This is a genomic window from Pseudomonas sp. KK18 (genome assembly GCF_037094675.1).
Lineage (GTDB): Bacteria > Pseudomonadota > Gammaproteobacteria > Pseudomonadales > Pseudomonadaceae > Aquipseudomonas.
Genome location: NZ_CP146605.1, coordinates 6,417,915 through 6,442,707, shown reverse-complemented (window position 1 = coordinate 6,442,707; position 24,793 = coordinate 6,417,915). Strand labels below are relative to the sequence as shown.

The 24,793-nt window shown below is 61.4% G+C and carries 24 protein-coding genes; 17 read left to right on the top strand and 7 right to left on the bottom strand.

Features of this window, described 5'->3' with window-relative positions; translation table 11 throughout:
- Positions 1-4: 4 nt before the first annotated feature.
- Both eat and V6607_RS29240 read right to left on the bottom strand, forming a co-directional pair.
- Positions 5-1,453 carry an ethanolamine permease gene (gene eat, locus V6607_RS29245; RefSeq protein WP_008436523.1) on the bottom strand — a complete coding sequence of 483 codons (1,449 nt, stop codon included), beginning with the start codon at positions 1,451-1,453 and terminating at the stop codon, positions 5-7.
- A gap of 204 nt (positions 1,454-1,657) precedes the next feature.
- Complete coding sequence (locus V6607_RS29240; protein WP_003219398.1) at positions 1,658-3,178, bottom strand: aldehyde dehydrogenase family protein; 1,521 nt, start codon at positions 3,176-3,178, stop codon at positions 1,658-1,660.
- A 286-nt stretch (positions 3,179-3,464) separates the two neighbouring features.
- Here V6607_RS29240 and V6607_RS29235 point away from each other — a divergent pair, with 286 nt between their 5' ends.
- The 5 genes from V6607_RS29235 to V6607_RS29215 all read left to right on the top strand — a co-directional run bounded on the left by V6607_RS29235 (position 3,465) and on the right by V6607_RS29215 (position 9,066).
- Positions 3,465-5,375, top strand: a complete 1,911-nt coding sequence (locus V6607_RS29235) for a sigma-54-dependent Fis family transcriptional regulator (protein WP_134327367.1) — start codon at positions 3,465-3,467, stop codon at positions 5,373-5,375.
- Positions 5,376-5,608: 233 nt separating this feature from the next.
- Positions 5,609-6,595, top strand: coding sequence for a hypothetical protein (locus V6607_RS29230; RefSeq protein WP_256349582.1), 987 nt, complete (start codon positions 5,609-5,611; stop codon positions 6,593-6,595).
- A gap of 218 nt (positions 6,596-6,813) precedes the next feature.
- Positions 6,814-8,163 carry a UDP-N-acetylmuramate:L-alanyl-gamma-D-glutamyl-meso-diaminopimelate ligase gene (gene mpl / locus V6607_RS29225; RefSeq protein WP_003219401.1) on the top strand — a complete coding sequence of 450 codons (1,350 nt, stop codon included), beginning with the start codon at positions 6,814-6,816 and terminating at the stop codon, positions 8,161-8,163.
- Positions 8,160-8,789 (top strand): flavin prenyltransferase UbiX, encoded by a 630-nt coding sequence (gene ubiX, locus V6607_RS29220; protein WP_003219402.1) that lies wholly within the window; start codon positions 8,160-8,162, stop codon positions 8,787-8,789. The genes mpl and ubiX overlap by 4 nt, the downstream gene beginning before the upstream one ends.
- Entirely contained in the window at positions 8,782-9,066 is a 285-nt protein-coding gene (locus tag V6607_RS29215) for a YceK/YidQ family lipoprotein (RefSeq protein ID WP_023659172.1), read from the top strand. The genes ubiX and V6607_RS29215 overlap by 8 nt, the downstream gene beginning before the upstream one ends.
- 148 nt (positions 9,067-9,214) lie before the next feature.
- On the opposite strand, the gene V6607_RS29210 is transcribed toward V6607_RS29215, so the two are convergent.
- From V6607_RS29210 to V6607_RS29200, 3 genes are all read right to left on the bottom strand, one after another.
- Complete coding sequence (locus tag V6607_RS29210; RefSeq protein WP_003215421.1) at positions 9,215-9,856, bottom strand: oxidoreductase; 642 nt, start codon at positions 9,854-9,856, stop codon at positions 9,215-9,217.
- Between the two features lie 28 nt (positions 9,857-9,884).
- Complete coding sequence (locus tag V6607_RS29205) at positions 9,885-11,603, bottom strand: C13 family peptidase (RefSeq protein ID WP_008436527.1); 1,719 nt, start codon at positions 11,601-11,603, stop codon at positions 9,885-9,887.
- A gap of 103 nt (positions 11,604-11,706) precedes the next feature.
- Entirely contained in the window at positions 11,707-12,162 is a 456-nt protein-coding gene (locus V6607_RS29200) for a MaoC family dehydratase (protein WP_003215423.1), read from the bottom strand.
- Between the two features lie 179 nt (positions 12,163-12,341).
- On the opposite strand from V6607_RS29200, the gene V6607_RS29195 reads away from it, so the two are divergent.
- The 4 genes from V6607_RS29195 to V6607_RS29180 all read left to right on the top strand — a co-directional run bounded on the left by V6607_RS29195 (position 12,342) and on the right by V6607_RS29180 (position 14,348).
- On the top strand, positions 12,342-12,704 hold the full coding sequence (locus V6607_RS29195) for a CidA/LrgA family protein (protein ID WP_003215424.1): 363 nt from the start codon (positions 12,342-12,344) through the stop codon (positions 12,702-12,704).
- On the top strand, positions 12,701-13,417 hold the full coding sequence (locus V6607_RS29190; protein WP_242295450.1) for an LrgB family protein: 717 nt from the start codon (positions 12,701-12,703) through the stop codon (positions 13,415-13,417). Before V6607_RS29195 ends, V6607_RS29190 begins: the two co-directional genes overlap by 4 nt.
- A gap of 21 nt (positions 13,418-13,438) precedes the next feature.
- Entirely contained in the window at positions 13,439-14,029 is a 591-nt protein-coding gene (locus V6607_RS29185) for an LON peptidase substrate-binding domain-containing protein (protein WP_003215426.1), read from the top strand.
- A gap of 112 nt (positions 14,030-14,141) precedes the next feature.
- Positions 14,142-14,348, top strand: a complete 207-nt coding sequence (locus V6607_RS29180) for a hypothetical protein (RefSeq protein ID WP_087694439.1) — start codon at positions 14,142-14,144, stop codon at positions 14,346-14,348.
- Here V6607_RS29180 and V6607_RS29175 read toward each other — a convergent pair.
- Both V6607_RS29175 and V6607_RS29170 read right to left on the bottom strand, forming a co-directional pair.
- Positions 14,345-15,661 carry a bifunctional DedA family/phosphatase PAP2 family protein gene (locus tag V6607_RS29175; RefSeq protein ID WP_003215428.1) on the bottom strand — a complete coding sequence of 439 codons (1,317 nt, stop codon included), beginning with the start codon at positions 15,659-15,661 and terminating at the stop codon, positions 14,345-14,347. The two genes, V6607_RS29180 and V6607_RS29175, sit on opposite strands and share 4 nt — an antisense overlap.
- Before the next feature lie 113 nt (positions 15,662-15,774).
- The gene (locus V6607_RS29170) at positions 15,775-16,458 is read right to left on the bottom strand and encodes a DNA-3-methyladenine glycosylase (protein ID WP_134327366.1); all 684 of its coding nucleotides are present in this window, start codon (positions 16,456-16,458) and stop codon (positions 15,775-15,777) included.
- A gap of 176 nt (positions 16,459-16,634) precedes the next feature.
- On the opposite strand from V6607_RS29170, the gene V6607_RS29165 reads away from it, so the two are divergent.
- The 8 genes from V6607_RS29165 to V6607_RS29130 all read left to right on the top strand — a co-directional run bounded on the left by V6607_RS29165 (position 16,635) and on the right by V6607_RS29130 (position 24,663).
- A complete protein-coding gene (locus V6607_RS29165) occupies positions 16,635-17,900 on the top strand; it encodes a glutamate-5-semialdehyde dehydrogenase (RefSeq protein WP_134327365.1) in 1,266 nt (421 codons plus the stop codon).
- Positions 17,900-18,544, top strand: coding sequence for a nicotinate-nucleotide adenylyltransferase (gene nadD / locus V6607_RS29160; RefSeq protein ID WP_003215431.1), 645 nt, complete (start codon positions 17,900-17,902; stop codon positions 18,542-18,544). Before V6607_RS29165 ends, nadD begins: the two co-directional genes overlap by 1 nt.
- Positions 18,545-18,613: 69 nt before the next feature.
- On the top strand, positions 18,614-19,108 hold the full coding sequence (gene rsfS / locus V6607_RS29155) for a ribosome silencing factor (RefSeq protein ID WP_003215432.1): 495 nt from the start codon (positions 18,614-18,616) through the stop codon (positions 19,106-19,108).
- A gap of 9 nt (positions 19,109-19,117) precedes the next feature.
- Positions 19,118-19,585, top strand: coding sequence for a 23S rRNA (pseudouridine(1915)-N(3))-methyltransferase RlmH (gene rlmH / locus V6607_RS29150; protein ID WP_003185785.1), 468 nt, complete (start codon positions 19,118-19,120; stop codon positions 19,583-19,585).
- A gap of 15 nt (positions 19,586-19,600) precedes the next feature.
- Positions 19,601-21,499, top strand: coding sequence for a penicillin-binding protein 2 (gene mrdA / locus V6607_RS29145; RefSeq protein ID WP_134327364.1), 1,899 nt, complete (start codon positions 19,601-19,603; stop codon positions 21,497-21,499).
- Between the two features lie 31 nt (positions 21,500-21,530).
- On the top strand, positions 21,531-22,634 hold the full coding sequence (rodA, locus tag V6607_RS29140; RefSeq protein ID WP_050442794.1) for a rod shape-determining protein RodA: 1,104 nt from the start codon (positions 21,531-21,533) through the stop codon (positions 22,632-22,634).
- Between the two features lie 17 nt (positions 22,635-22,651).
- On the top strand, positions 22,652-23,665 hold the full coding sequence (gene mltB, locus V6607_RS29135) for a lytic murein transglycosylase B (protein WP_003215435.1): 1,014 nt from the start codon (positions 22,652-22,654) through the stop codon (positions 23,663-23,665).
- On the top strand, positions 23,665-24,663 hold the full coding sequence (locus V6607_RS29130; protein ID WP_003215436.1) for a septal ring lytic transglycosylase RlpA family protein: 999 nt from the start codon (positions 23,665-23,667) through the stop codon (positions 24,661-24,663). Before mltB ends, V6607_RS29130 begins: the two co-directional genes overlap by 1 nt.
- The last annotated feature ends 130 nt before the right edge of the window (positions 24,664-24,793 follow it).

Genomic DNA, 24,793 nt, shown 5'->3' with positions numbered 1-24,793 from the left:
GCAGTTAGTGCAAGGCGGCCTCTGCGGCCTGGATCGCCGCAAATTCTTCTTCCGGCGTGCCTGCTACCAAGTGATGCCGACTGTAGAAAGCAAAGTAAGCAATTAATACTCCATAGATGATCGCGGCGCCAATCACCACGCGCGGATCCACCAGAAAGCCCGCCACAACAGCGATGCAGGCCAGTACCAGGGCGACGCCCGAGGTGAAGATGCCGCCCGGAGTACGGTAAGGGCGGTCCATTTTGGGGCGGCGGATGCGCAAGGTGATGTGCGCGGCCATCATCAGCACGTAGGAAATGGTCGCGCCGAATACGGCGACCAGGATCAGCAAATCGCCTTGGCCGGTCAGCGACAGGCCGAACCCGATGATGCCGGGGATCACCAGGGCCAGTACCGGTGCCTTGCTTTTGTTGGTCTGCGACAGCTTGCGCGGCAGGTATCCGGCGCGGGAGAGGGCGAAGATCTGCCGGGAGTAGGCGTAGATGATCGAGAAGAAGCTCGCGATCAGCCCGGCAAGGCCCACCAGATTGACGAAGTGGCCCATCCACGTGGAGCCGCCGTAGGCTTTGGACAAGGCTTCCACCAGCGGATTGCCCGATGCCATCAACGCGTAGGCGCCAGCACCGCCGGGGGCGATCACCAAAATCAGCAGGGCGAAGCTGGTCAGCACCACAATGGCGCCGATCAGGCCGCGGGGCAGGTCGCGTTTGGGGTTCTTGGTTTCTTCAGCGGCCAGTGGCACACCTTCGACCGCCAGGAAAAACCAGATCGCATAGGGAATCGCCGCCCACACGCCGACATAACCGAAGGGCAGGAAAGTGCTGGCGCCCTTGGCCTCGGTCACCGGGATGTCCAGCAGGTTGGCGACACTGAAGTGCGGCACCATCGACACCAGGAACACACCCAGGGCAATCGCGGCGACGGCGGTAATCACAAACATCAGCTTCAGCGCTTCACCCACGCCGAAGATGTGGATGCCGATAAAGATGATGTAGAACGCCAGGTAGATCATCCAGCCGCCAATGCCGAACAGCGACTCGCAATAGGCGCCGATAAACACCGCGATGGCGGCGGGGGCGATGGCGTATTCGATAAGGATCGCGGTGCCGGTGAGGAACCCGCCCCAGGGGCCGAACGCGCTGCGGGCAAAACCGTAGCCGCCGCCGGCGGTAGGGATCATGGAAGACAGTTCGGCCAGGGAGAAACACATGCACAGGTACATGGTGGCCATCAGCAGTGTGGCGAGGAACATACCGCCCCAGCCACCCTGGGCCAGGCCGAAGTTCCAGCCGGCGTAGTCGCCGGAGATGACGTAGGCAACACCGAGACCGACTAATAGTACCCAGCCGGCAGCGCCTTTTTTCAGTTCCCGTTGTTGGAAGTATTCGGTGCCGACCTTTTCAAAGTCGACGGAAGACCCGGACGCCGGAGCGCCATTCGGTTCGCTGGGCATGATGGAATCCCTTTCTTATTGTTTTATCCCGGCTTACTTAAGTAAGCCGAATGAGTAGCAAGGTCTTGTGAAGATCAAGTGTGGGAGCGGGCTTGCTCGCGAATGCGGTAGTCAGTTGAAAACTCAGTAACTGATACACCGCATTCGCGAGCAAGCCCGCTCCCACATTTTTATTGCATTTCAAATGTGGGAGCGGGTTGTCAGTTAGAAGAAGCCCAGCGGATTGATGTCGTAGCTCACCAGCAGGTTTTTGGTCTGCTGATAGTGATCAAGCATCATCTTGTGAGTCTCACGGCCCACACCGGACTTCTTGTAACCACCGAACGCGGCATGCGCCGGGTACAGGTGATAGCAGTTGGTCCATACACGCCCGGCCTTGATCGCCCGGCCCATGCGGTACGCGCGGTTGATGTCGCGGGTCCACAGGCCGGCACCCAGGCCGAACTCGGTGTCGTTGGCAATCGCCAGGGCTTCGGCTTCATCCTTGAACGTGGTGATGCTCACCACAGGGCCAAAGATTTCTTCCTGGAACACCCGCATCTTGTTGGTGCCCTTGAGCAGGGTTGGCTGGATGTAATAGCCGGTGGCCAGATCGCCGGTCAGCTTCTCGACCTTGCCGCCAGTCAGCAGCTCGGCGCCTTCGCCTTTGGCGATTTCGAGGTAGGACAAAATCTTGTCGAACTGCTGCTCGGACGCCTGGGCGCCGACCATGGTGTCGGTGTCCAGCGGGTCGCCACGTTTGATCGACTCGACCTTCTTCATCACCACTTTCATGAAGTCGTCGTAGATCGACTCTTCCACCAGCGCGCGGGAAGGGCAGGTGCACACTTCGCCCTGGTTGAAGAACGCCAGCACCAAACCTTCGGCGGCCTTCTCGATGAATTGCGGTTCGGCTTTCATGATGTCGGCGAAGAAGATGTTCGGCGACTTGCCGCCCAGCTCAACGGTGGACGGAATGATGTTCTCGGCGGCCGCGTGCATGATGTGCGAGCCCACTGGCGTGGAGCCGGTGAAGGCAATCTTGGCGATGCGCTTGCTGGTGGCCAGGGCTTCGCCGGCTTCTTTGCCGTAGCCGTGCACCACGTTCAGCACGCCCGGCGGCAGCAGGTCGCCGATCAGTTCCATCAGCACGTTGATGCCCAGCGGGGTTTGCTCGGCAGGCTTGAGCACCACGCAGTTACCGGCGGCCAGGGCTGGCGCGAGTTTCCAGGCGGCCATCAGCAGCGGGAAGTTCCACGGGATGATCTGGCCGACCACGCCCAGCGGTTCGTGGAAGTGGTAAGCGGCGGTGTGTTCGTTGATCTCGGCGCTGCTGCCTTCCTGGGCGCGGATGCAGCCGGCGAAGTAGCGGAAGTGATCCGCGGCCAGCGGGATGTCGGCGTTCAGGGTTTCGCGCACGGCCTTGCCGTTGTCCCAGGTTTCGGTGATGGCCAGCAGTTCGAGGTTCTGTTCGATGCGGTCGGCGATTTTCAGCAGTACCAGCGAGCGGTCCTGGGCCGAGGTCTTGCCCCAGGCGTCAGCGGCGGCGTGGGCGGCGTCCAGGGCCTTGTCGATATCCTTGGCAGTGGAGCGCGGGAATTCGGCGATGGGCTTGCCGTTGACCGGCGAGGTGTTGGTGAAATAGTTGCCATCGACCGGCGCGACAAACTCACCGCCGATGTAGTTGCCGTACTTGGCCTTGAACGAAACGATCGCGCCTTCAGTACCGGGGTGTGCGTAACGCATGGTGGGTATCTCCTGGCTTTTTGTGTTTATTGGAGGACGCACGGTTGTGCTTGTTAAAGCGTAGAGCAAAGGTCGGGCCAGTGCCTCGTAGAGCCTGTAAATCAAGGGTTTAGAGGTTGTTGCAAACCGTTGCTGTGGCAAGCTTGGTACAGCCTGGGTGACAGTTTGTGCCATAAGCGGTACAGCCTGTGACCGGTGGGTCTGCCCGGGATTGCATTGGTCGGGAGGCTGGAGGATGCTGGGCACTCGCGCGCGGTGTACTTCACGCAGGGAGAATAATAAGAACATGCAAAACGATCATTTCAGTCGCCATGCCCAACAAGTCCTGACGGTCACCCGTGGGCAGGACCCGCTGCATGGCCCCGGCAGCGATCCGTCCATCGCCCGCTCCTGGCTGCGTTGTCTTGAGGACTATCACCTCGACCCCGCATTGACCATCGCGCCCACGGTGCTCGAACATGGCCGCCTGCTGGAAAGCCGCGAACGCCTGCAACAAGTGCTGAGCATCGCCGGCAATGAAATGAACAGCCTGCATCAACAGCTCTCCGGCGCCGGCCATGCGGTGCTGCTGACCGACGCCCGCGGGGTGATCCTCAACTGCGTCACCGCCCCCAGCGAGCGCAAGATCTTCGAGGGTGCCGGGCTGTGGCTGGGTGCCGATTGGAGCGAGGCCTGCGAAGGCACCAACGGCATCGGCACCTGCCTGGTGGAGCGCCAGTCCCTGACGATTCATCGCGATGAACACTTTCGTGGCCGACATACCGGCCTGACCTGCTCGGCCAGCCCGGTGTTCGACCCTCATGGCGAACTGCTGGCGGTGCTGGATGTGTCCTCGGCCCGGGAGGCTGTGTCGCGCCAGAGCCAGTTCCACACCATGGCGCTGGTCAATCTTTCGGCGAAGATGATCGAGAGCTGTTACTTCCTGCGCCATTTTGAGCACCATTGGTTGCTGCGCTTTCATTTGCAGGCCGAGTCTGTGGGCCTGTTCAGCGAAGGGCTGCTGGCGTTCGATGGTGAAGGGCGCATTTGCGCGGTTAACCAGAGTGCGTTGAACCTGCTCGGGCAAATCCGTGGCGGGTTGTTGGGGCAGCCGGTCGAGGCGTTTTTCGATTGTTCGCTCGATGAGTTGCTCGGGCGTGCCAGCGCGAACGCCAGCGCCAGTTGGCCCCTGCGTACCCGCGATGGCCGTGGCTTGTTCGCGGTGTTGCGCGGCCAGCCACGCAGCGTACCGGTGCCGGTGGCCCACGCCTTGCCGGAGCGGCCGCGATTGCCGGGCATTTGCCTTGGAGACGCGGCGCTGCAAAACGATTTCCGCAGAGCCTTGCGGGTGTTCGAGCGTGATGTGCCTTTGCTGATCCAGGGGGAAACCGGGTCTGGCAAAGAGGCGTTTGCCAAGGCCGTGCACCATGCAAGCCTGCGCGCAGATAAAGCCTTTGTGGCCCTCAACTGCGCAGCCATCCCGGAAAGCCTCATCGAAAGCGAGCTGTTCGGTTATCGCGGCGGCAGTTTTACCGGCGCCCGCAAGGAAGGCATGCGCGGCAAGCTGCAGCAGGCAGATGGTGGCACGTTGTTTCTGGATGAAATCGGCGATATGCCGCTGGCTTTGCAAACCCGGCTATTAAGGGTGCTTGAAGACCGCTTGGTAGTGCCCATCGGCGGTGAACCGCAAGCGGTGGACGTCAGAATTATCAGCGCTACCCACCGTAATCTGCTTGATCGGGTGCAGGACGGTAGTTTTCGTGAAGACCTGTATTACCGGCTCAATGGCCTGGAAGTGGCCTTGCCGCCGTTGCGCGAGCGCAGTGACAAATTGCAGCTGCTGGACTTCCTGCTGGCCGAAGAAGCGGGAAATCAGGCGGTGCAGCTTGACGGCGAGGCCCGCCAGGCCCTGTTGGCGTTCGCGTGGCCGGGCAACGTGCGGCAGTTGCGCACGGTGTTGCGCACCCTCGCCGCACTGTGTGAGGACGGGCGGGTGAGGCTTGATGACCTGCCTGCACAGATTCGTGCCGTGCAAACCGTGCCGGTGGTGGTGAGTGAACCGGCAAACTCATTGCTGGATGCTGCCGAGCGCCAGGCATTGCTGGCAACATTGGTGCAGCAACGCTGGCATATGACGCACGTGGCGACCGTGCTTGGAGTCAGTAGAAATACGCTTTATAGAAAGTTACGTAAGTATGGTATAGCGCGTCAGGTTTAATGATGACGTTAACTGTTCTGACTGTGAGTGATCAATCTGTGTTGTGAGCGACTGTGCGTTAAATAATTGGCGTCGCACCGTATTAATGTTTTGTCATGTATTTTTGTGCGTAGGTGACTGTCTTCTGGAACGTTCATTATCTGTTTAGTTACTAAGTTGGCGGTTATCGATTTTCTCGATAACTCGCTGATAGCGCTTATGCGTAAATAGTAACAACAAGTGAGATAATAACCATGAACATTACTAGATCTCGGCCCACCACGGTCAATATACCTCCAGTGAATACACCACCGGTCACGCGCAATGGCGGTGTAACGCCTCCGGTAGTACGTCCCGGCGGCCAGGGCAACACCCCTCCAAAAGCTCCCCAACCTAAACCCCGGTTAGGGAAAAATCCGGCCACAGAAACCCCCACACCCCAACCCAAGCCCGAGAAAACCAATACCTTTCAAACGCTGACACAACAAAAATTGATGAACCAAGGGTCTGCCAACCGGCCGTTCAAGCCTCAGGCCAGCGCAGATCCTAAAGATATGGCACAGGTGACTCAAAACCTGATGGTTGCTGATCGCCTGGTCAAGGCTAAGGTATTCGACACCTCGCCCCAGGCTGCGACGGTAGCCCGCGACGCCTTTGTCAGTGCGGGTGTAAGCGGATTGGTCAGTGCTCCCCTGAGTATTGGTACCTACGCAGGCTCGGTTTGGTCTGGCGAGACAATCAAGGCGCAGTTTACAAACAATACGCCACTGCTCCCTCCGGCTCACCAGCCGGCTCCAAGCACGCAGGTGCCTGCCGCGAAAACCGACGGGACAACATCGGTCGTCGCCACGCAGGACACCGACACGGGTGCCACGACCGCGCGCTTGGGCCTGGCCGAGTTGCGCATGGAAGTCATTGCCAACAATATTATGGCAATGCGTCAAGGAACGAATGCTCCGGCACTTAAAATGAGCGACTCCTCGTCGCGTACGCCAAGCGAGCGCCTGGAAACGCTTGAGGCCTTGTATAAAACTGCGGAGGAACAGCTTAAAAAACTGGCGGACGAAAACGACATGGTATTCCGGCCTTACATTGCCACTCCCGCAGACGGCACCGATGACAAAGGCCGTCTGGATGTTATTGATAAAAAATTCGACGCATTAAACAAGTTCATAGGGAAGTTGTTGCACATGGGAACGCTGTCATTACCGGCAGAGTCTGCCGAAACAAAAGTCGTGTGACATAACCCCGCGTAAACTTTCGAGTCATGGATGATGCTCAGTCAAACTGGCGATGGGTCCGATGCCATGCATGCATCCTGTGGCACCGGACTTATCGAATATTCCCCTACGCTCTGACAAACAATGGCGGCTACCCCCCAAGGCCTGCGTGCTACAGCTAAAGAGTGCGATTTTCCCTTCCCTGCGCTAACCTGCCTCGATGTTTTACGAGGTCGACTATGCACATTCATATTCTCGGTATTTGCGGCACGTTCATGGGCTCCATGGCGGTGCTCGCCAAAGAACTGGGCCATCATGTTACTGGCTCCGATGCCAACGTTTACCCACCCATGAGCACGCAACTGCAGGCCCAGGGCATTGAGCTGACCCAAGGTTATGACCCGGCGCAATTCGACCCGGTCCCGGACCTTGTCGTGATCGGCAATGCCATGGTGCGCGGTAACCCGGCAGTCGAATATGTACTGAATAAAGGTTTGCCGTACGTGTCTGGCCCGCAATGGCTGGCCGATCATGTGTTGCAAGGCCGTTGGGTACTCGCCGTTGCCGGTACCCATGGCAAGACCACTACCAGCAGCATGCTGGCCTGGGTGCTGGAGCATGCGGGCATGAGCCCGGGCTTCCTGATTGGTGGCGTGCCGCAGAATTTCTCGGTGTCGGCGCGCCTCGGCGACACCCCGTTTTTTGTCATCGAGGCCGATGAGTACGACAGCGCGTTCTTCGACAAACGCTCCAAGTTCGTTCACTACCGCCCGCGTACGGCGATCCTGAACAACCTGGAGTTCGATCACGCGGACATCTTCCCTGATCTGGCGGCCATCGAGCGGCAGTTCCACCACTTGGTGCGCACCATTCCCAGCGAAGGCCTGGTGATTCACCCCACCACCGAGCCTGCCCTGCAGCGAGTTATCGAGATGGGCTGCTGGACCCCGGTACAAACCACCGGTGCTGGCGGCCAATGGCAGGTCAAGCTGCTGAGCGAAGATGGCTCCAAATTTGAAGTACTGTTCGAAGGCGTCGCCCAAGGCATCGTCGATTGGGACATGACCGGCCAGCACAACGTCGCCAATGCCTTGGTCACCCTGGCGGCTGCGCGGCATGTCGGCGTGGTGCCGTCCATGGGCATTGCGGCCTTGAGCGCGTTCAAAAGCGTCAAGCGCCGGATGGAAAAGGTCGCCGAAGTGAATGGGATTACCATCTATGACGACTTTGCCCACCACCCGACGGCCATCGCCACTACCCTGGATGGCTTGCGCAAGCGTGTGGGTGATGCCCAGGTGATCGCGATTATCGAGCCGCGCTCCAACTCCATGAAGCTGGGCGCCCACCGTGATGGTTTGCCGGAAAGCGTCAACGATGCCGACCAGGTTGTGTGGTACGCGCCGGCCAACCTCGGTTGGGACCTGCCTGCCATCGCCGCGTTGTGCACGGTGCCGTCGATTTGCCGCGACTCACTGGAAGGCATTATCGAACACGTGAAACACCAGGCCAGGCCCGGCACTCACGTGGTGATCATGAGCAACGGCGGCTTTGGCGGCCTGCATGGCAAACTCGCCGAGGCCCTGAAGTGAGCGGCCCGGAACGCGTCACCCTGGCGATGACCGGCGCGTCCGGCGCGCCCTATGGCTTGCGCCTGCTGGACTGCCTGGTGCGCGAAGACCGCGAGGTGCACTTCCTGATCTCCAAGGCTGCGCAACTGGTGCTGGCCACCGAGACCGATGTGGCGTTGCCGCCCAAAGTGCAGATGATGCAGGCCTTCCTCACCGAGTACACCGGTGCGGCGGCGGGGCAGATCAAGGTCTATGGCAAGGAAGACTGGATGTCACCGGTGGCGTCGGGCTCCGGTGCGCCGGCCGCGATGGTGGTGGTGCCGTGTTCCACCGGGACCCTGTCGGCGATTGCCACGGGCGCCTGCAACAACCTGATCGAGCGCGCGGCGGACGTGACCTTGAAGGAGCGTCGCCAGTTGATTCTGGTGCCGCGCGAAGCGCCGTATTCGAGCATCCATCTGGAGCACATGCTCAAACTGTCGAACATGGGCGTGACTATCTTGCCGGCGTCGCCGGGCTTCTATCACCAGCCGCAGACCATCGATGACCTGGTGGACTTTGTGGTGGCGCGGATTCTCAACCTGCTGAACATTCCCCAGGACATGCTGCCGCGCTGGGGCGAGCACCATTTGAGCAGTGATGAATAAACTATTGATGGTGCTGCTGGCGCTGCAACTGACCGGGTGTGCGACTGCGCGAACCCTGGACGCCGCCCAGCCCGGCGCGCCGGTGGTGTATGCCGGCACGCGGCTGGACATGTATGCGATTCAGGGCGGGTGCTGCGCGATGGACCGTTTTGGGGCCGAGGCGCCGAGCTATCCCCATGTCGACCTGCCGGCCAGTGCCTTGCTCGACACGCTGCTGTTGCCGCTGTCGGTGCTGACGGTGCTGGGGGTTGGGTTCAATGCGACGGGCGGGCTTTAGTACTTATCCCAGTATTAACAGAAATCCAATGTGGGAGCGGGCTTGCTCGCGAATGCGGTGGATCAGTCACTGTATCATTGACTGATCCACCGCATTCGCGAGCAAGCCCGCTCCCACATTTGGATGGTGTCCTGCCTGGAATTACGTGTTATTTGCCGAGCTTGCGCAGCTCGTCCGACTCTATAACCCGCACCCCATCCTGCTCTTCCAGCGCCAGTCGCCACATCGCCCGCGCCAGTTCGCACACTTCAATGCCGTGGTACTTGCCCGGAATCAGCCGCGACAATGGCCCGGCCAGTTGCTCGGCCAGCCGCGGTTCCAATCGCTCACCCAACAACAGCGAAGGTCGGACGATGGTCAACTGCGGCCAATCCTGGGCTTTCAACGCCTGTTCCATCTCGCCCTTGACGCGGTTGTAGAAGATCGAGGATTTCGGGTCGGCACCGATTGCGCTGATCACGATCAGGTGCCGCGCCCCCATTTCCCGGGCGCGCTTGGCAAAGGCCACGACCATGTCCAGGTCGACGGCGCGGAACGCTTCTTCGGAGCCGGCCTGCTTGATGGTGGTGCCCAGGCAGCAGAAGGCGATGTCCACCTGGCCGCTCAGTTGCGGCAGGAATACTGCCGGGTCGCCCACCGGGTTTTCCAGGTGTGGATGCTCGGCCAGAGGCTTGCGGCTGGGTGCCAGCACGCGGGTCACGGTCGGCTCGTTGAGCAGGCGGTCCAGCAGGTGCTCCCCGGTCAGGCCGGAGGCTCCGGCGAGCAAGATATGCTGAGGCGTCAGGTACATGATGTTTCCCCCTTGATACAGATTCAGCTTAGTTGCTCTTGGCTTCCTTGCTATTCATTGAGACGCTTTCGAGCGCCTTTCGTGCCTGCTGTTTGCGTAATAATTGCCAATGGGCGATTACGCCTTTGGGGGCCCAGATCTGCGGTTCGGAGGCTTCGAAGTTGTCCGCCTGTTCGCGTTCGGCCACGTGGGTCTGTGCCAGCTTGAAGGCTTGCTGCAAGTCGTCGGTCTGGTTGAAGGCCTGGGCAAAGAGGGCGTCGCCGAAGTAGGTGAAGTCGGCCTCTTCGGAGCAGCCGAACGACACGCGATCGGCGCGCGAGGCGGTCATGATCAGGGTGTGTTCGTCCTTCAGGGCCGGGATGAACCCGCCGGAGTAGCAGGCCGAAATCACGATGATCTTGTCGCGGTTCTTCAGCGGTGCCAGCACGGCGGCCAGCTCATCGGCCGGCAGGTCGGCCAGCTCCATGCGCGGCTGGTCGAGCACCAGTTCGTGCTCGTGGGTGCCGTGGCTGGTCAGGTAGATAAACACCAGGTCTTGCGGGCCACTGCGTTCGGCCAAGGTCTGGACTGCGCGGCGCAGGCTTTCGCGAGTGGCCATCGGGCGGTCGGCAATATGGTCGCGATGGTTCACCAGGCGGATCTGGCCGTAGGCGCCGAAGCGTGTGGCGAGCATGTTGCTGACGTAGTCGGCTTCGCGCAGGAACACACTTTGTTTGCCGTCGCCGGCCACCACCAGGGTGTACAGCTCCACCCCCGATTTGGACGCGGGCACGGCGGCGAGGGCGGCATCCAGCAAGTGGCCCTGGGCAAACAGGCCGATTTCCAGCGGGTCAGGCAACAATTTGCCCTCGGCGTCGCGCACGCGCATGCCGTTGACCCAGGTGCCGGCCTGCACGGTGCCGTCGGTGAGCACCAAAGTGCCACGACCTTGATAGCTGTCGCTGTCGAAGCCACCAATATAGAAGCTGCCGTCGGTGAGGTTCAGGCGGCCTGTGCCTGTGAAGCGCCAGTCGACGAACTGGCCGACGTAGTGGCTGCCATCGACGCCGATCAGTTCGCCCTTGCCGCTGAGGGCGCCTTCCTTGAATTCGCCGATCCATACGTCGCCGTCGGCGTTTTCGTAGCGGCCCTTGCCGTTGAGCTGGTTTTGTTTGAAATGGCCGATGTACATGTCGCCGTCGGCGCTGTTGAAGGTGCCGTTGCCCTCCAGCTGGCCATCGACGAAGCGGCCGCTGAACTGGTTGCCGCTGTCGTCGTTGCGCTGGCCTTCGCCGTTGGGCTTGCCGTGGGCGAACTGGCCCTGGTACTGGCTGCCGTCGGCCAGCTCGAGGCGGCCGAGGCCGGAATACTGGTCGTCCTTGAATTCGCCGCGATAGGTCATCTGCCCCTCTTTGAGGGTGCCTTCGCCGTTGCGCTTACCTTGTTTGAAACCGCCGACGTAGCTGTTGCCCGACGTGGTCAGGCTGCCCTGGCCGTCGAACAGGCCCTGCTGGAACTGGCCTTTATAGACCTCGCCGTTGCTGCCATGCCATTCGCCCTGGCCGTGCCACTGGCCTTTATCGAACTGGCCCGCGTACCAACTGCCATTGGGGTAATCCACCCGGCCCTGGCCTTGCAGCAAGCCATTGACCACATCGCCACGGTAACGACCGCCATCGGGCAGCCGCGCATCGGGCGGCAACAGCGATTCGCCGTCGCCGCACGCGGTGAGCAACAGGACAAGAGCAAGGGGAGCGAGTGGGCGCATAGCGGGATCCGGATAATTGAGCGCCGAGTATGCCGCAGCTGCGAGATCTATACATAAATTTACATGAATTGTGGTGAGCGGACGGGCTCACCACAGCCAGGCTTCAGACGAAGCAGAGTGACAACGATTCTGCAATGTAGGCCGGTTTTTCCTGGCCATCGATTTCCAGGGTGCAGGTGGCTTTAAGCAACCATTGCCCAGGTTTTTTCTCGGTGGCGTCGGTCAGGGTCACGGCCAGGCGCACCCTGGAGTCGACCTTCACGGGCTGGATGAAGCGCACGCTGTCCAGGCCATAGTTGACCGCCATCTTCAGGCCTTCGGGCATGATCAGGATGTCTTCGATCAGCTTGGGTATCAGCGACAGCGACAGGAAACCGTGGGCGATGGTGCCGCCAAACGGGGTCTGGGCGGCTTTCACCGGGTCGACGTGGATGAACTGAAAATCGCCGGTGGCTTCCGCGAACAGGTTGATACGTTCCTGGTCGATGGTGAGCCATGCAGAACGTCCCAGTTCCTTGCCGACATATTCTTTGAGTTGCGCTACGGGTACTGAGGGCATTGCGACTCTCCTTCTTTGCTCGGTTGGCTTCATCGTTTTTGTAGTTTTGGACAGGTCCAGAGAACCAATGTAGATCATCACGGGCACTTGGCCCGGTCAACCCACCATGCTTTTGGCGAATGCCGCTCCATAGAGGCAGCGTGCTTATAATGCCGACACGCTTTTGGGGGGAAGAACGGATGCTGTTACGCGGTCTGACATGGCTGGTGCTGTTTCAATTACTCGGCACGGCGATCAATCATTTGTTTGTCCCGGTGCTGCCGGGGCCGATTATCGGGCTGCTGCTGATGCTGGCCTTCCTGGTGTGGCGCGGCGAAGTCGGTGAACCCCTGAGCCTGGCGGCCAGCAGTCTGCTGCGTTATTTGCCGCTACTGCTGGTGCCGCCTGCGGTCGGTGTGATGGTGTATGCCAAGGACATTGCCGCCGACTTCTGGGCCATCGTCGGCGCGCTGGTGCTGTCGCTGGTGATCGCCATGGGCTTTGTCGGCGTGCTGATGCAGAAACTGGTCAAGCGCCAGGCGCAGCGGGAGGACGGCCAATGACACTGGACTGGCAGGGCGCCTGGGCCGCCGTGATTCATCACCCGTTGTTCGGCATCGGCATCACCCTCGGCGCCTATCAGCTGGTGCTGGCCGGTTTCGAGAAAACCCGCTGGATTTTCCTGCAACCGGTGCTGGTGTCGATGCTGTTGGTGATCGGCGTGTTGCTCGGCTGTGGCCTGACGTACGTCGAGTACCGCAAGAGCACCGAGATCATGAGCATCCTGCTGGGCCCGGCGACGGTAGCCCTGGCGGTGCCGCTTTACCTGAATCTGCGACGAATTCGCCAATTGTTCTGGCCGATTTTTACTACGCTGGTGGTGGGAGGCGTATTGGCCACCGGCCTGTGCGTGCTGTTGGGCTGGTGGTTTGGCGCCGAACACATGATGCTGATGACCATGGCACCCAAGTCCGTGACCTCACCGATTGCGATGCTGGTGGCCGAGCAGATCGGCGGCGTGGCGGCATTGGCGGCGGTGTTCGTGCTGATCACCGGGGTGATCGGCGCGATGATCGGTCCGGCGTATCTGTCACGGTTGGGCGTGCACAGCCCCGAAGCGCGCGGTATGGCGCTGGGCATGATCGCCCACGCCGTAGGTACGTCGGTGGCCTTGCAGGAAAGCGAAGAGACCGGCGCCTTTGCGGCGCTGGCCATGAGTCTGATGGGCGTGGCCACGGCGGTGTTCCTGCCGTTGGCCGTGTCGCTGGTTATTTAAGTCGGGTTTAAGGAAACCTTTATGAGTCTGGCGCTTTTCCCGCTCAATACCGTGCTGTTTCCCGGGTGCACCCTCGACCTGCAGCTGTTCGAGGCGCGTTACCTGGACATGATCAGCCGCTGCATGAAAAAGGGCGAAAGCTTTGGCGTGGTGTGCATCCTCGACGGCAAGGAAGTGGGGCTGGCGCCGGATGGCTATGCGTTGATTGGCTGCGAGGCGCTGATCCGCGACTTCAAGCAGCAGGACAATGGCCTGCTGGGGATTCGGGTCGAGGGTGGCCGGCGTTTCCGCGTGCGTGATGCCGGTGTGCAGAAGGACCAGTTGCTGGTGGCCGAGGTGCAATGGCTGCACGAGCATCCCGAGCAACCGCTGGAAGAGGAAGACGCTGACTTGCTGGCGTTGCTTCATGCCCTGGCCGAGCATCCGATGGTGGCGTCTTTGGATATGGGCACCCACGCCGATGGACAGCAAGCCCTGGGCAATCAGTTGGCCTATCTGCTGCCCTTTACCGAGGCCGACAAGATCGACCTGTTGCAACTCGATGACCCGCAACAGCGCCTGGACGCGATCCAGTTGCTGCTGGATGAGTTGCAGGGCGAGCTGTTCACCTGACCCGCGAGTGTCACTCGGACTTGTCCTTCCCGGTCTTCAGATTTTCCGTGGTTGTCCTGATCCCGTTGCCTGAAATAGTTGGCAGTCACGTAACGATGATCAGGGGGAAAGGATGATTCGGCTTTCGCAATCGGAGCAAGTCGTGTGGGATGCGTTTTTTATGGCCGTCACCACGCAAATTCTTCATATGAACGACGGTCGCGGCGCGGAGTACATCGCCGAACGCGCCGCGGAGATTGCTGACGAAATGCTTCTGGAGCGGCGCGAGCGCAGCGTCGAACGCCGCGCTGCACCCCTGGATTGGCTGGGGCCTGCCTAGTAGGCATACCTCAGCAGCGCGTGGGAAGTGCCGGTAAACGCAATGAACCCGAGCACCGCGCCACACACCGGCAGGATCAGCCACCAGACTCTCGGCGGCATCGGTGGCAACAGGCTGCGGTGCTGGCTTAACGTCAGGCTGAAGGCGCACACCGTCATTGCCAGCAGGGTGCCGGCCAGGATGTCCGTCGGCCAGTGTGCACCCAGGTACACCCGGGAAATCGCGATGGTGGCGGCGGGAATGCAGCCAAGCACCAGCCAGGTCAGGCGCAGTCGTGTCGGTTGACCGCGACCGGCAAGCACTGCCAAGGCCAGGAAGAATGCAAACGAGCCGGACGCATGGCCGCTGGGCATGCTGAAGCTGGTGAGTGGGTCGGTCAGCACTTCGGGGCGCATCCGCGCAAAAAACAGCTTGGTCCCGGTATTGATCAGCGCCGCGCCCAGCAGGGTGGCGCCGACAAAGATTGCCTGGCGCCATTGCCGCGCCACCACCAGCAGGCCGGTCAGCACCGCGCTGGCGACAAACATCTTCTTGAACTCGCCGAGCTGGGTCACCATCACCATCGCCCGGTCGATCGCCGGGCCGCGGTGTTCCTGCACCAGTGCCATCAAGCCTTGGTCAAAGTCGTTGAGGTAGGGATAGCCGATAAACAACGCGATCAACAGTGTGCCGCCGATGCAGCCAATCCATAGGGTGGCGCGCCGATGGCCGCGCAGGCTGCTGTTGAGGCTTACGCCGATCAACACTGCGAGACAGGCGGCGACAATCCCGGCCTCTGGCCAGAAGCCTTCGGGCAATGGCAGGCGGAAGGCCGCGCCGGTGGCCCAGCCCGGCAATAGATACGCCACCGACCAGCCTGCACCGGCCAGCAGGCTCACGGCGGCAAAACGCGGGAAGGGCATGTCGCACATGCCCGCAACCATCGGCAACATCGGCCGCAGCGGGCCAATGAAGCGGCCTACCAACAGGCTGGCGATGCCGTACTTCTGGAAGTAAGCCTCGGCGCCGCTCATCCATTCCGGGTGATGCCGCAGGCCGGGAAGGCGCCGGATGTTCTGGTGGAAATGGCGACCGAGGAAGTAGGAAACAACATCGCCCAGCACGCCGCCGAGGAAGCCCAGCAACAGGGTTTCTCCCAGGGACAGTGCGCCGCTGCCGGCCAGGGCGGCGATGGCAAACAGCAATACCGTGCCAGGTACGATCAGGCCGGCAATGGCCAGGCACTCCACGCACGCCACGATAAACACCGCCACGGCCAGCCATTGCGGGTTCAGGGTCAGCCAGCCGGTAATGCTATCGAGCCATGGGCCCATACAATCAACTCCCTTTTGTAGATCGTCCTTGTGGGAGCCCGGCTTGCCGGCGATGGCGTCCTTGAGTCCGCTATCGCCGGGCAAGCCGGGCTCCTACAGGTTTATGTATGTTTTCAAATCAAAAAATAGTCGCGGCCTTCGACCTGGCCCCGGCGCAGCGGGTTCCGTGTGCAATACGGCGCATAACCGGCATCGACGTAGCGGTACATCAGGTGTTCATCGCGCCCACCGGGAATGCCCAGGCGGGTGGTCTGGATGATCTGCGCTGGCGCCAGCCCTACGTCTTCCACGTAGAGCAGTTCCTGGTCAAAGCGCTTGGCGTCCCACATCGGCACCTTCAAACCCAGCGCCTTGCACAGCAAGGTCTGGCCGGCGCACAGCTTTTGCGAGGGCCGTGGCCTGCCGCTGGCGTCCGGGTTATTCAGCAGCATCTGCGCCAGGCTGGCCGGGCCGGAGACTTCGTCGACCCACGGATAGGCTGATTTGATCAGCACCGCATTGCCCGGACCGTGGGCGCTGAAGTTCAGCGAATCACCGCCGCGGGCGTAGTACATATAGATGTGCCCGCCATCCAGAAACAAAGCCTTACGCTTTTCTGTGTAGCCCAAGGACGCGTGGCTGCCTTTTTCGGCGAGGTAATACGCTTCGGTTTCGATAATTCGTGCCGACAGCCACAAATCACCAACACGATGGCGAATGACTTTTCCGAGCAATTCGCGCGCGAGCAGTTGCGCGTCACGGTCGAAAAAGCCGTCGGGCAGGGCGTTGGCGGGGATCAGCGGCGAGAAACTGGACATGGCGATCAAAGGTAATACGGCTAAATGTGACAGGATGATAACAACTCCAGCCTTAATTCCCGCTGAACGTCGGGTTTTTACAGTTCATTTCGACCATCCGCCCCTCACCGCTGTCCGTAGGACGGCGTCACAGCTATAATCTGCCGCTTTCCTCTTTGCCAAGACCCCACCAGACCATGACTGAGTCCGTTCTTGACTACATGACCCGCCTGGGTCGCGCTGCCCGTCAGGCCTCGCGGTTGATCGCCCGTGCGAGCACTACGCAGAAGAACCGCGCCTTGCTGGCAGCCGCCGACGCTCTGGATGCTTCGCGCTCCGAGCTGAGCGCCGCCAATGAACAGGATTTGGCCAACGGTCGCGCCAATGGCCTGGAGCCTGCATTGCTGGATCGCCTGGCGCTGACGCCGGCGCGGATCGACGACATGATCGAAGGCTTGCGTCAGGTGGCCAAGCTGCCTGACCCCATCGGTGAAATCCGCGACATGCGCTACCTGCCATCGGGTATCCAGGTGGGCAAGATGCGCGTGCCCCTGGGCGTGATCGGCATCATCTATGAGTCGCGCCCGAACGTGACCATCGACGCCGCAAGCCTGTGCCTCAAGTCCGGCAATGCCACCATCCTGCGGGGCGGTTCCGAGGCCATCAATTCCAACCGTGCCATCGCCGCGTGCATTCAGCAGGGCCTGGCCGTGGCCGAACTGCCGGCCGAAGTGGTGCAAGTGGTCGAGACCACTGACCGCGCTGCCGTTGGTGCGCTGATCACCATGCCTGAATTCGTTGACGTGATCGTGCCGCGCGGCGGCAAGAGCCTGATTGAGCGCGTGAGCCGTGATGCCAAGGTGCCAGTTATCAAGCACCTGGATGGCGTCTGCCACGTGTTCATCGACATCGCCGCCGACCTCGACAAGGCGATCCGCATTGCCGACAACGCCAAGACTCACCGCTACGCCCCGTGCAACACCATGGAAACCCTGCTGGTGCACGTCGGCATTGCCGATCGCGTGCTGCCGCCGCTGGCTGCCATCTACCGCGACAAGGGCGTTGAACTGCGTGGTTGCGAGCGTACCCGGGCGATCCTCGGCAGCGACGTGATCGAGGCCACCGAGCAGGACTGGTACACCGAATACACGGCGCCGATCCTGTCGATCCGCATCGTCGACGACCTGGACCAGGCCATCGAGCACATCAATCAATACGGCTCCAAGCACACCGACGCCATTGTCACCGAGCATTTCAGTGATGCCCGGCGTTTCCTCAACGAAGTGGATTCCGCTTCGGTGATGGTCAACGCCTCGACGCGTTTTGCCGACGGTTTCGAGTATGGCCTGGGGGCGGAGATCGGTATCTCCACCGACAAGCTCCACGCACGCGGCCCGGTTGGCCTGGAAGGGCTGACCAGCGAGAAGTACGTGGTGTTCGGTGACGGTCATGTGCGCACTTGATGGGTAAACGCATCGGGCTGCTCGGCGGCACCTTCGACCCCGTGCACATCGGCCATTTGCGCAGTGCACTGGAAGTCGCGGACGCCCTCGGGCTGGATGAACTGCGCCTGGCACCGAATGCCCGGCCGCCGCATCGCGATACGCCGCAGGTGTCTGCGCAGCAGCGCCTGGAGATGGTCCGCCTTGCTGTGGCCGGCATTGCACCGCTGGTGGTGGACGACCGCGAACTCAAGCGCGACAAACCGTCCTACACTGTCGACACCCTGGAACTGATGCGGGCCGAGTTGGCCGCCGATGACCAGTTATTTCTACTTTTGGGCTGGGACGCGTTTTGCGGCCTGCCCACTTGGCACCGCTGGGAAGAGTTGCTCCAGCATTGCCACATCCTGGTGCTGCAACGCCCGGATGCCGACGCAGAATCGCCGGATGCCTTGCGCAACCTGCTGGCGGCGCGGTCGGTAAGTGACCCTTTGGCCCTGACCGGGCCGAGCGGGAATATTGCATTCGTCTGGCAAACCCCGCTTGCGGTGTCTGCCACCCAGATCCGTCAACTGCTGGCCAGCGGGAAGTCGGTACGTTTCCTGGTGCCTGACGCGGTCCTGGCCTACATCGATGCGCACGGGCTTTACCGTGCGTCGAACTGAAAAGGCGCGCTTGAACGCACGAACAGTCGTGCAGCGAGCGCCCGAACATACGAGCAAAACGAGTTTTATATGACGAACAAAGACGTAAGCAAAGTTAAGCGCAAAGGCACGTTCAAGAGCGCTCCTCTGCCAGTAGAAGCCCACACCGGCCCTGAGCTGGCCGGAGAAGAGCTGGTGAAGGTTGCCGTGGCTGCCCTGGAAGACGTGAAGGCCCAGGACATCCAGGTCCTGGACGTGCGCGACAAGCAGAGCATCACCGACTTCATGATCATCGCCACCGGTACCTCCAACCGCCAGATCGGCGCGATGCTGGACAAGGTTCGCGAAGCGGTCAAAGCCCAGGGCGTCAAGCCATTGGGTGAAGAAGGCAAGGGCGACAGCGACTGGGTACTGCTGGACATGGACGACGTGATCGTTCACATGATGACCAGCAACGCCCGTCAGTTCTACGACCTGGAGCGTCTGTGGAAAGGCGCCGAGCAGAGCCGTGCCGCCGATGGCAAGCACCACAGCCCTGAAGTCGGCCACGCGCACTTCGACAAGCTCAACAAAGACCAGGAATAAGGAACGGCTGTGCGCCTGCGTCTGATCGCTGTCGGTTCACGCATGCCCAAGTGGGTGGAAGAAGGCTGGCATGAATATGCCAAGCGCCTGCCATCCGAATTGGCGCTGGAACTGGTGGAAATACCGCTCAATACCCGGGGCAAGAACGCCGACGTGGCCCGCTTTATCCGTCAGGAAGGCGAAGCCATGCTGGCCAAGGTCGGACCCAACGAGCGGATCGTGACCCTCGAAGTGCACGGCAAGCCTTGGAGCACCGAGCAGTTGGCGGTGGAACTGGATCGCTGGCGCCTGGATTCGCGCACGGTCAACTTCATGGTCGGCGGCCCCGAGGGGCTGGCGCCGGAAGTGTGCGCGCGGGCGGACCAGCGCTGGTCGCTGTCGCCCCTGACACTGCCGCACCCGCTGGTAAGAATTCTGATCGGTGAACAGCTGTATCGCGCCTGGACAGTTCTGTCCGGGCACCCTTACCACAAATAATCTGCGCCCTGCCTGATGACCCAGCCGATCCGCATCAAGGACCACGAGAAAGACGCACGTCTTGTACGCGCGCGGGTGGTCTTTGGCGCGATTTTGGTGGTGGCATTGCTGGGGGTGCTGATTGCGCGCCTGTATTTCCTGCAGGTGATCCAGTACGACTATCACTCCACATTGTCGGAAAACAACCGGGTGCACGTGCAGCCGATTCCGCCGACCCGTGGGCTGATTTTCGACCGCAATGGCGTGGTGGTAGCGGATAACCGGCCCAGCTTCAGCCTGAGCATGACCCGCGAACGCTCCGGTGACTGGCAGCAGATCCTCGATGTGATCGTCGAGGTGCTGCAACTGACGCCGGAAGACCGGGTGATTTTCGAAAAGCGCATGAAACAGGGGCGCCGGCCGTTTGAGCCGGTGCCGATCCTGTTCGAGCTGACCGAAGAGCAGATCGCCCGGATCGCGGTGAACCAGTTCCGGCTGCCGGGTGTGGAAGTGGTGGCGCAGTTGGTGCGGCACTACCCGCAAGGGGCGCACTTTGCGCATTCGGTCGGCTACATGGGCCGGATCAACGAGAAAGAGCTGAAGACCCTCGACCCGGTCAACTACAGCGGCACCCACCATATCGGCAAGACCGGCATCGAGCGTTTCTACGAGCCGGAACTGCACGGCCAGGTGGGTTACGAGGAAGTCGAGACCAACGCCCGTGGCCGCGTGCTGCGGGTGCTCAAGCGTACCGACCCGGTGCCCGGCAAGGACATCGTGCTGAGCCTGGACATCAAGTTGCAGGAAGCGGCGGAGATGGCCCTGGGCGGGCGTCGGGGTGCCGTGGTGGCACTGGATCCGAGCACTGGCGAAGTGCTGGCGATGGTCAGCCAGCCAAGTTTTGACCCGAACCTGTTTGTCACCGGGATCAGCTTCAAGGCCTACGCCGAGCTGCGTGATTCCATCGACCGGCCGCTGTTCAACCGAGTATTGCGCGGCCTGTATCCGCCGGGCTCGACCATCAAGCCGGCGGTGGCGATTGCCGGCCTGGACTCGGGCGTGGTCACGGCATCGAGCCGGGTGTTCGACCCCGGCTACTACATGCTGCCCAACTACGATCACAAATACCGTAATTGGAACCGCACCGGCGACGGTTATGTGGACCTGGATACGGCGATCATGCGTTCCAACGACACCTACTTCTATGACCTGGCCCACAAGCTGGGGATTGATCGGCTGTCGGCCTACATGGGCAAGTTCGGCCTTGGTCAGAAAGTCTCCCTGGACATGTTCGAAGAATCCCCGGGCCTGATGCCGTCTCGCGAGTGGAAGCGTGCGACCCGGCGCCAGGCGTGGTTCCCGGGCGAAACCCTGATCCTGGGGATCGGCCAGGGCTACATGCAGGCCACGCCGCTGCAACTGGCTCAGGCCACCGCGCTGGTGGCCAACAAGGGTGTGTGGAACCGCCCGCACCTGGCCAAGACCATCGAGGGTGAACGCCCGGTGGACGAAAACCCGATTCCCGACATTGTGCTGCGCGACCCGTCCGACTGGACCAAGGTCAACCACGGCATGCAGCAAGTGATGCACGGCGCCCGGGGTACCGCTCGTAAAGCGGCAGCCGGCGCGCAATACCGGATTGCCGGCAAGAGCGGTACGGCTCAGGTGGTCGCGATCAAGCAGGGCGAGAAATACGACCGCTCCAAGGTTCAGGAACGCCACCGTGACCACGCCTTGTTCGTCGGCTTTGCTCCGGCCGACAACCCGAAGATCGCCGTGGCGGTGATGGTCGAGAACGGTGAATCCGGTTCCGGCGTAGCAGCGCCCGTGGTGCGTCAGATCATGGATGCCTGGCTGTTGACCGAAGACGGCAAGCTCAAGCCCGAATATGGCGGCACCCCATCCAGTGTGGAGGCTACGGCCCTTGAAGAGTAATTTTGACCGCATCCTCTCCAGCGAGGATGTGATGCGCCGCCGCGCCACTTTGCTGCAGCGCATGCACATTGATGGCCCGTTGCTGATCCTGCTGCTGACCCTGGCCGCCGGCAGCCTGTTCGTGTTGTATTCGGCCAGTGGCAAGAACTGGGACTTGCTGATCAAACAGGCGTCGTCGTTTGGCCTGGGCCTGTTGTCGATGGTGGTGATCGCCCAGCTGGAGCCGCGCTTCATGGCGCGCTGGGTGCCGCTGGGGTATGTCGCCGGCGTGTTGCTGCTGGTGGTGGTGGATGTCATGGGTCACAACGCCATGGGCGCGACGCGCTGGATCAACATCCCGGGGGTGATTCGCTTCCAGCCGTCGGAATTCATGAAGATTTTGATGCCTGCGACCATCGCCTGGTACCTGTCAAAACGCACACTGCCGCCGCAGCTCAAGCACGTGGGCATCAGCCTGATATTGATCGGCGTGCCGTTCATCCTGATCGTGCGCCAGCCCGACCTCGGCACCTCGCTGCTGATCCTGGCGGGCGGCGCGTTCGTGCTGTTCATGGGGGGGCTGCGCTGGCGCTGGATCCTCAGCGTGCTGGCCGCCGCCGTGCCGGTGGCCGTGGCCATGTGGTTCTTCTTTATGCACGACTACCAGAAGCAGCGAATCCTCACGTTCCTCGACCCGGAGAGCGATCCGCTGGGCACCGGCTGGAACATCATCCAGTCCAAGGCGGCCATCGGTTCCGGCGGCGTATTCGGCAAGGGCTGGCTGCTGGGCACCCAGTCGCACCTGGACTTTTTGCCGGAAAGCCACACCGACTTCATTATCGCGGTGATGGGCGAGGAGTTCGGCCTGGTGGGCATCTGCGCACTGTTGCTGATTTACTTGCTGCTGATCGGGCGCGGCCTGGTGATTACTGCCCAGGCGCAAACCCTGTTTGGTAAATTGCTCGCCGGCAGCCTCACCATGACGTTTTTTGTTTACGTTTTCGTCAACATCGGTATGGTCAGTGGCCTGTTGCCGGTGGTTGGGGTGCCGTTGCCGTTCATTAGTTACGGCGGAACTTCGCTGGTGACATTGCTGTCAGCGTTTGGGGTTTTGATGTCGATCCATACCCATCGTAAGTGGATCGCACAGGTTTGAATAAGGTGAAGATGTCAATGCAAGTAATGCGCGGCTGGGCTGCCCGGCACGTGTCCTGGATGGGCCTGTTGGGCCTGCTGGGAGCCGCTGTGCAGGAAGCGCAGGCCGGCGACTACGACGGTTCGCCCCAGGTCGCCGAGTTTGTCGGTGAGATGACCCGTGACTATGGTTTCGCCGGTGAACAGCTGATGGGCGTGTTCCGCGAGGCCCAGCGCAAGCAGGCGATCCTCGACGCCATCTCCCGGCCCGCCGAGCGCGTGAAGCAGTGGAAGGAATATCGCCCGATGTTCCTGACCGACGCCCGCGTGGCGCGGGGCGTGGACTTCTGGCGCCAGCACGAAGCGGTGCTGGCCCGCGCCGAGCAGGAATACGGCGTACCGGCCCAGGTGATCGTGGCAATCATCGGCATCGAAACCTTCTACGGCCGCAACACCGGCAGCTACCGGGTGATCGACGCCTTGTCGACCCTGGGTTTTGACTACCCGCCACGCGCCGAATTCTTCCGCAAAGAGCTGCGCGAGTTCCTGTTGTTGGCCCGTGAAGAGCAGGTCGACCCGTTGACCCTCAAGGGCTCCTACGCCGGGGCCATGGGCTTGCCGCAGTTCATGCCGAGCAGCTTTCGCGCCTACGCCGTGGATTTTGACGGCGACGGCCATATCAATATCTGGAGCAACCCCGATGACGCTATCGGCAGCGTCGCCAGCTACTTCAAGCGCCACGGCTGGGTAGCCGGCGAGCCGGTGGTGATTCGAGCCGATGTGACCGGTGAGCGCGCCGATGAAGGCCTGACCCAGGGTATCGAGCCGGTCAAGACGGTCGGGGAGTTGCGGGCGCTGGGCTGGTCGAGTCAGAATGCGCCACGCGATGATATGCCGGTGACGGCGTTCCGCCTCGAAGGCGAAAATGGCCCCGAATACTGGATGGGCCTGAAGAATTTCTACGCAATCACGCGTTATAACCGCAGCGTGATGTACGCCATGGCCGTTCATCAACTGTCAGACATGCTGGTCCAAGCACGGGGCGTCAAGTAATGCCGGTATCACCGATGTACAAACCCCTGAAGCTGTTGGCGTACGCCGCATTGTCGTTATTGGTGGTCAGTTGCTCCACCAGTCGTGCACCGGTGCAAAAAACCGCTGGCACGGCGATCCGCTCCCAGCCGGGGCTGGATATCAACCGCGCCCACAAAGACGGCGCGCCGTGGTGGGATGTGGATGTTTCGAAGATCCCGGATGCCACGCCGACCCTGCACACCGGCCCTTACAAGGCCAACCCCTATACCGTGCTGGGCAAAAACTACTTCCCGCTGCAAGACTCCAAGACCTACGTGCAATCAGGTACGGCGTCCTGGTACGGGACCAAGTTCCACGGCCAGAACACCGCCAACGGCGAAGTCTATGACCTGTACGGCATGAGCGCGGCGCACAAGACCCTGCCGCTGCCCAGCTATGTACGCGTGACCAACCTGGACAACAACCGCTCGGTAATCCTGCGGGTCAATGACCGTGGGCCGTTCTATTCGGACCGGATCATCGACTTGTCCTACGCCGCCGCCAAGAAACTCGGGTATGCCGAAATCGGCACCGCCCGGGTGAAGGTCGAAGGTATCGACCCGGCCCAGTACTGGGCCCAGCGCGGCAAGCCGGCGCCGTTGATGCTCAACGAACCGCAAACCCCGCAACCGCAAGTCACGGCCTCGGCCGGCAAGATCGAACAGTGGACCCCGCCGCCGGCGCAGCACGCCCCGGACACGGTGGTCATTCCGCATGCAGCACCGGGAGCCTCTACCGTGGGCGGCCAGTACCTGCAAGTCGGCGCTTTCGCCAACCCGGACGCGGCAGAGCTGCTAAGGTCCAAGCTCAGCGGGATGGTCAGCGCGCCAGTCTTTATCAGCTCTATTGTGCGTAACCAGCAGACCCTGCACCGTGTGCGCATGGGGCCGATCGGCTCGCCGAGTGAAGTTGCGCAAGTGCAGAACAGCGTGCGCCTGGCCAACCTGGGGCAACCCAGCGTGGTCACCGCCGAGTAAGCAGTACAAAGGATTGATGGCTCAGGCTCGCATGCGGGTTTGAGCCCTGGTTGTTGGCTCGTTGAACAATAAAAACCCAGGGGCAAGGGGTGGGCATGCAACCGAACACGCGACAGTCTGGCGACGGGCT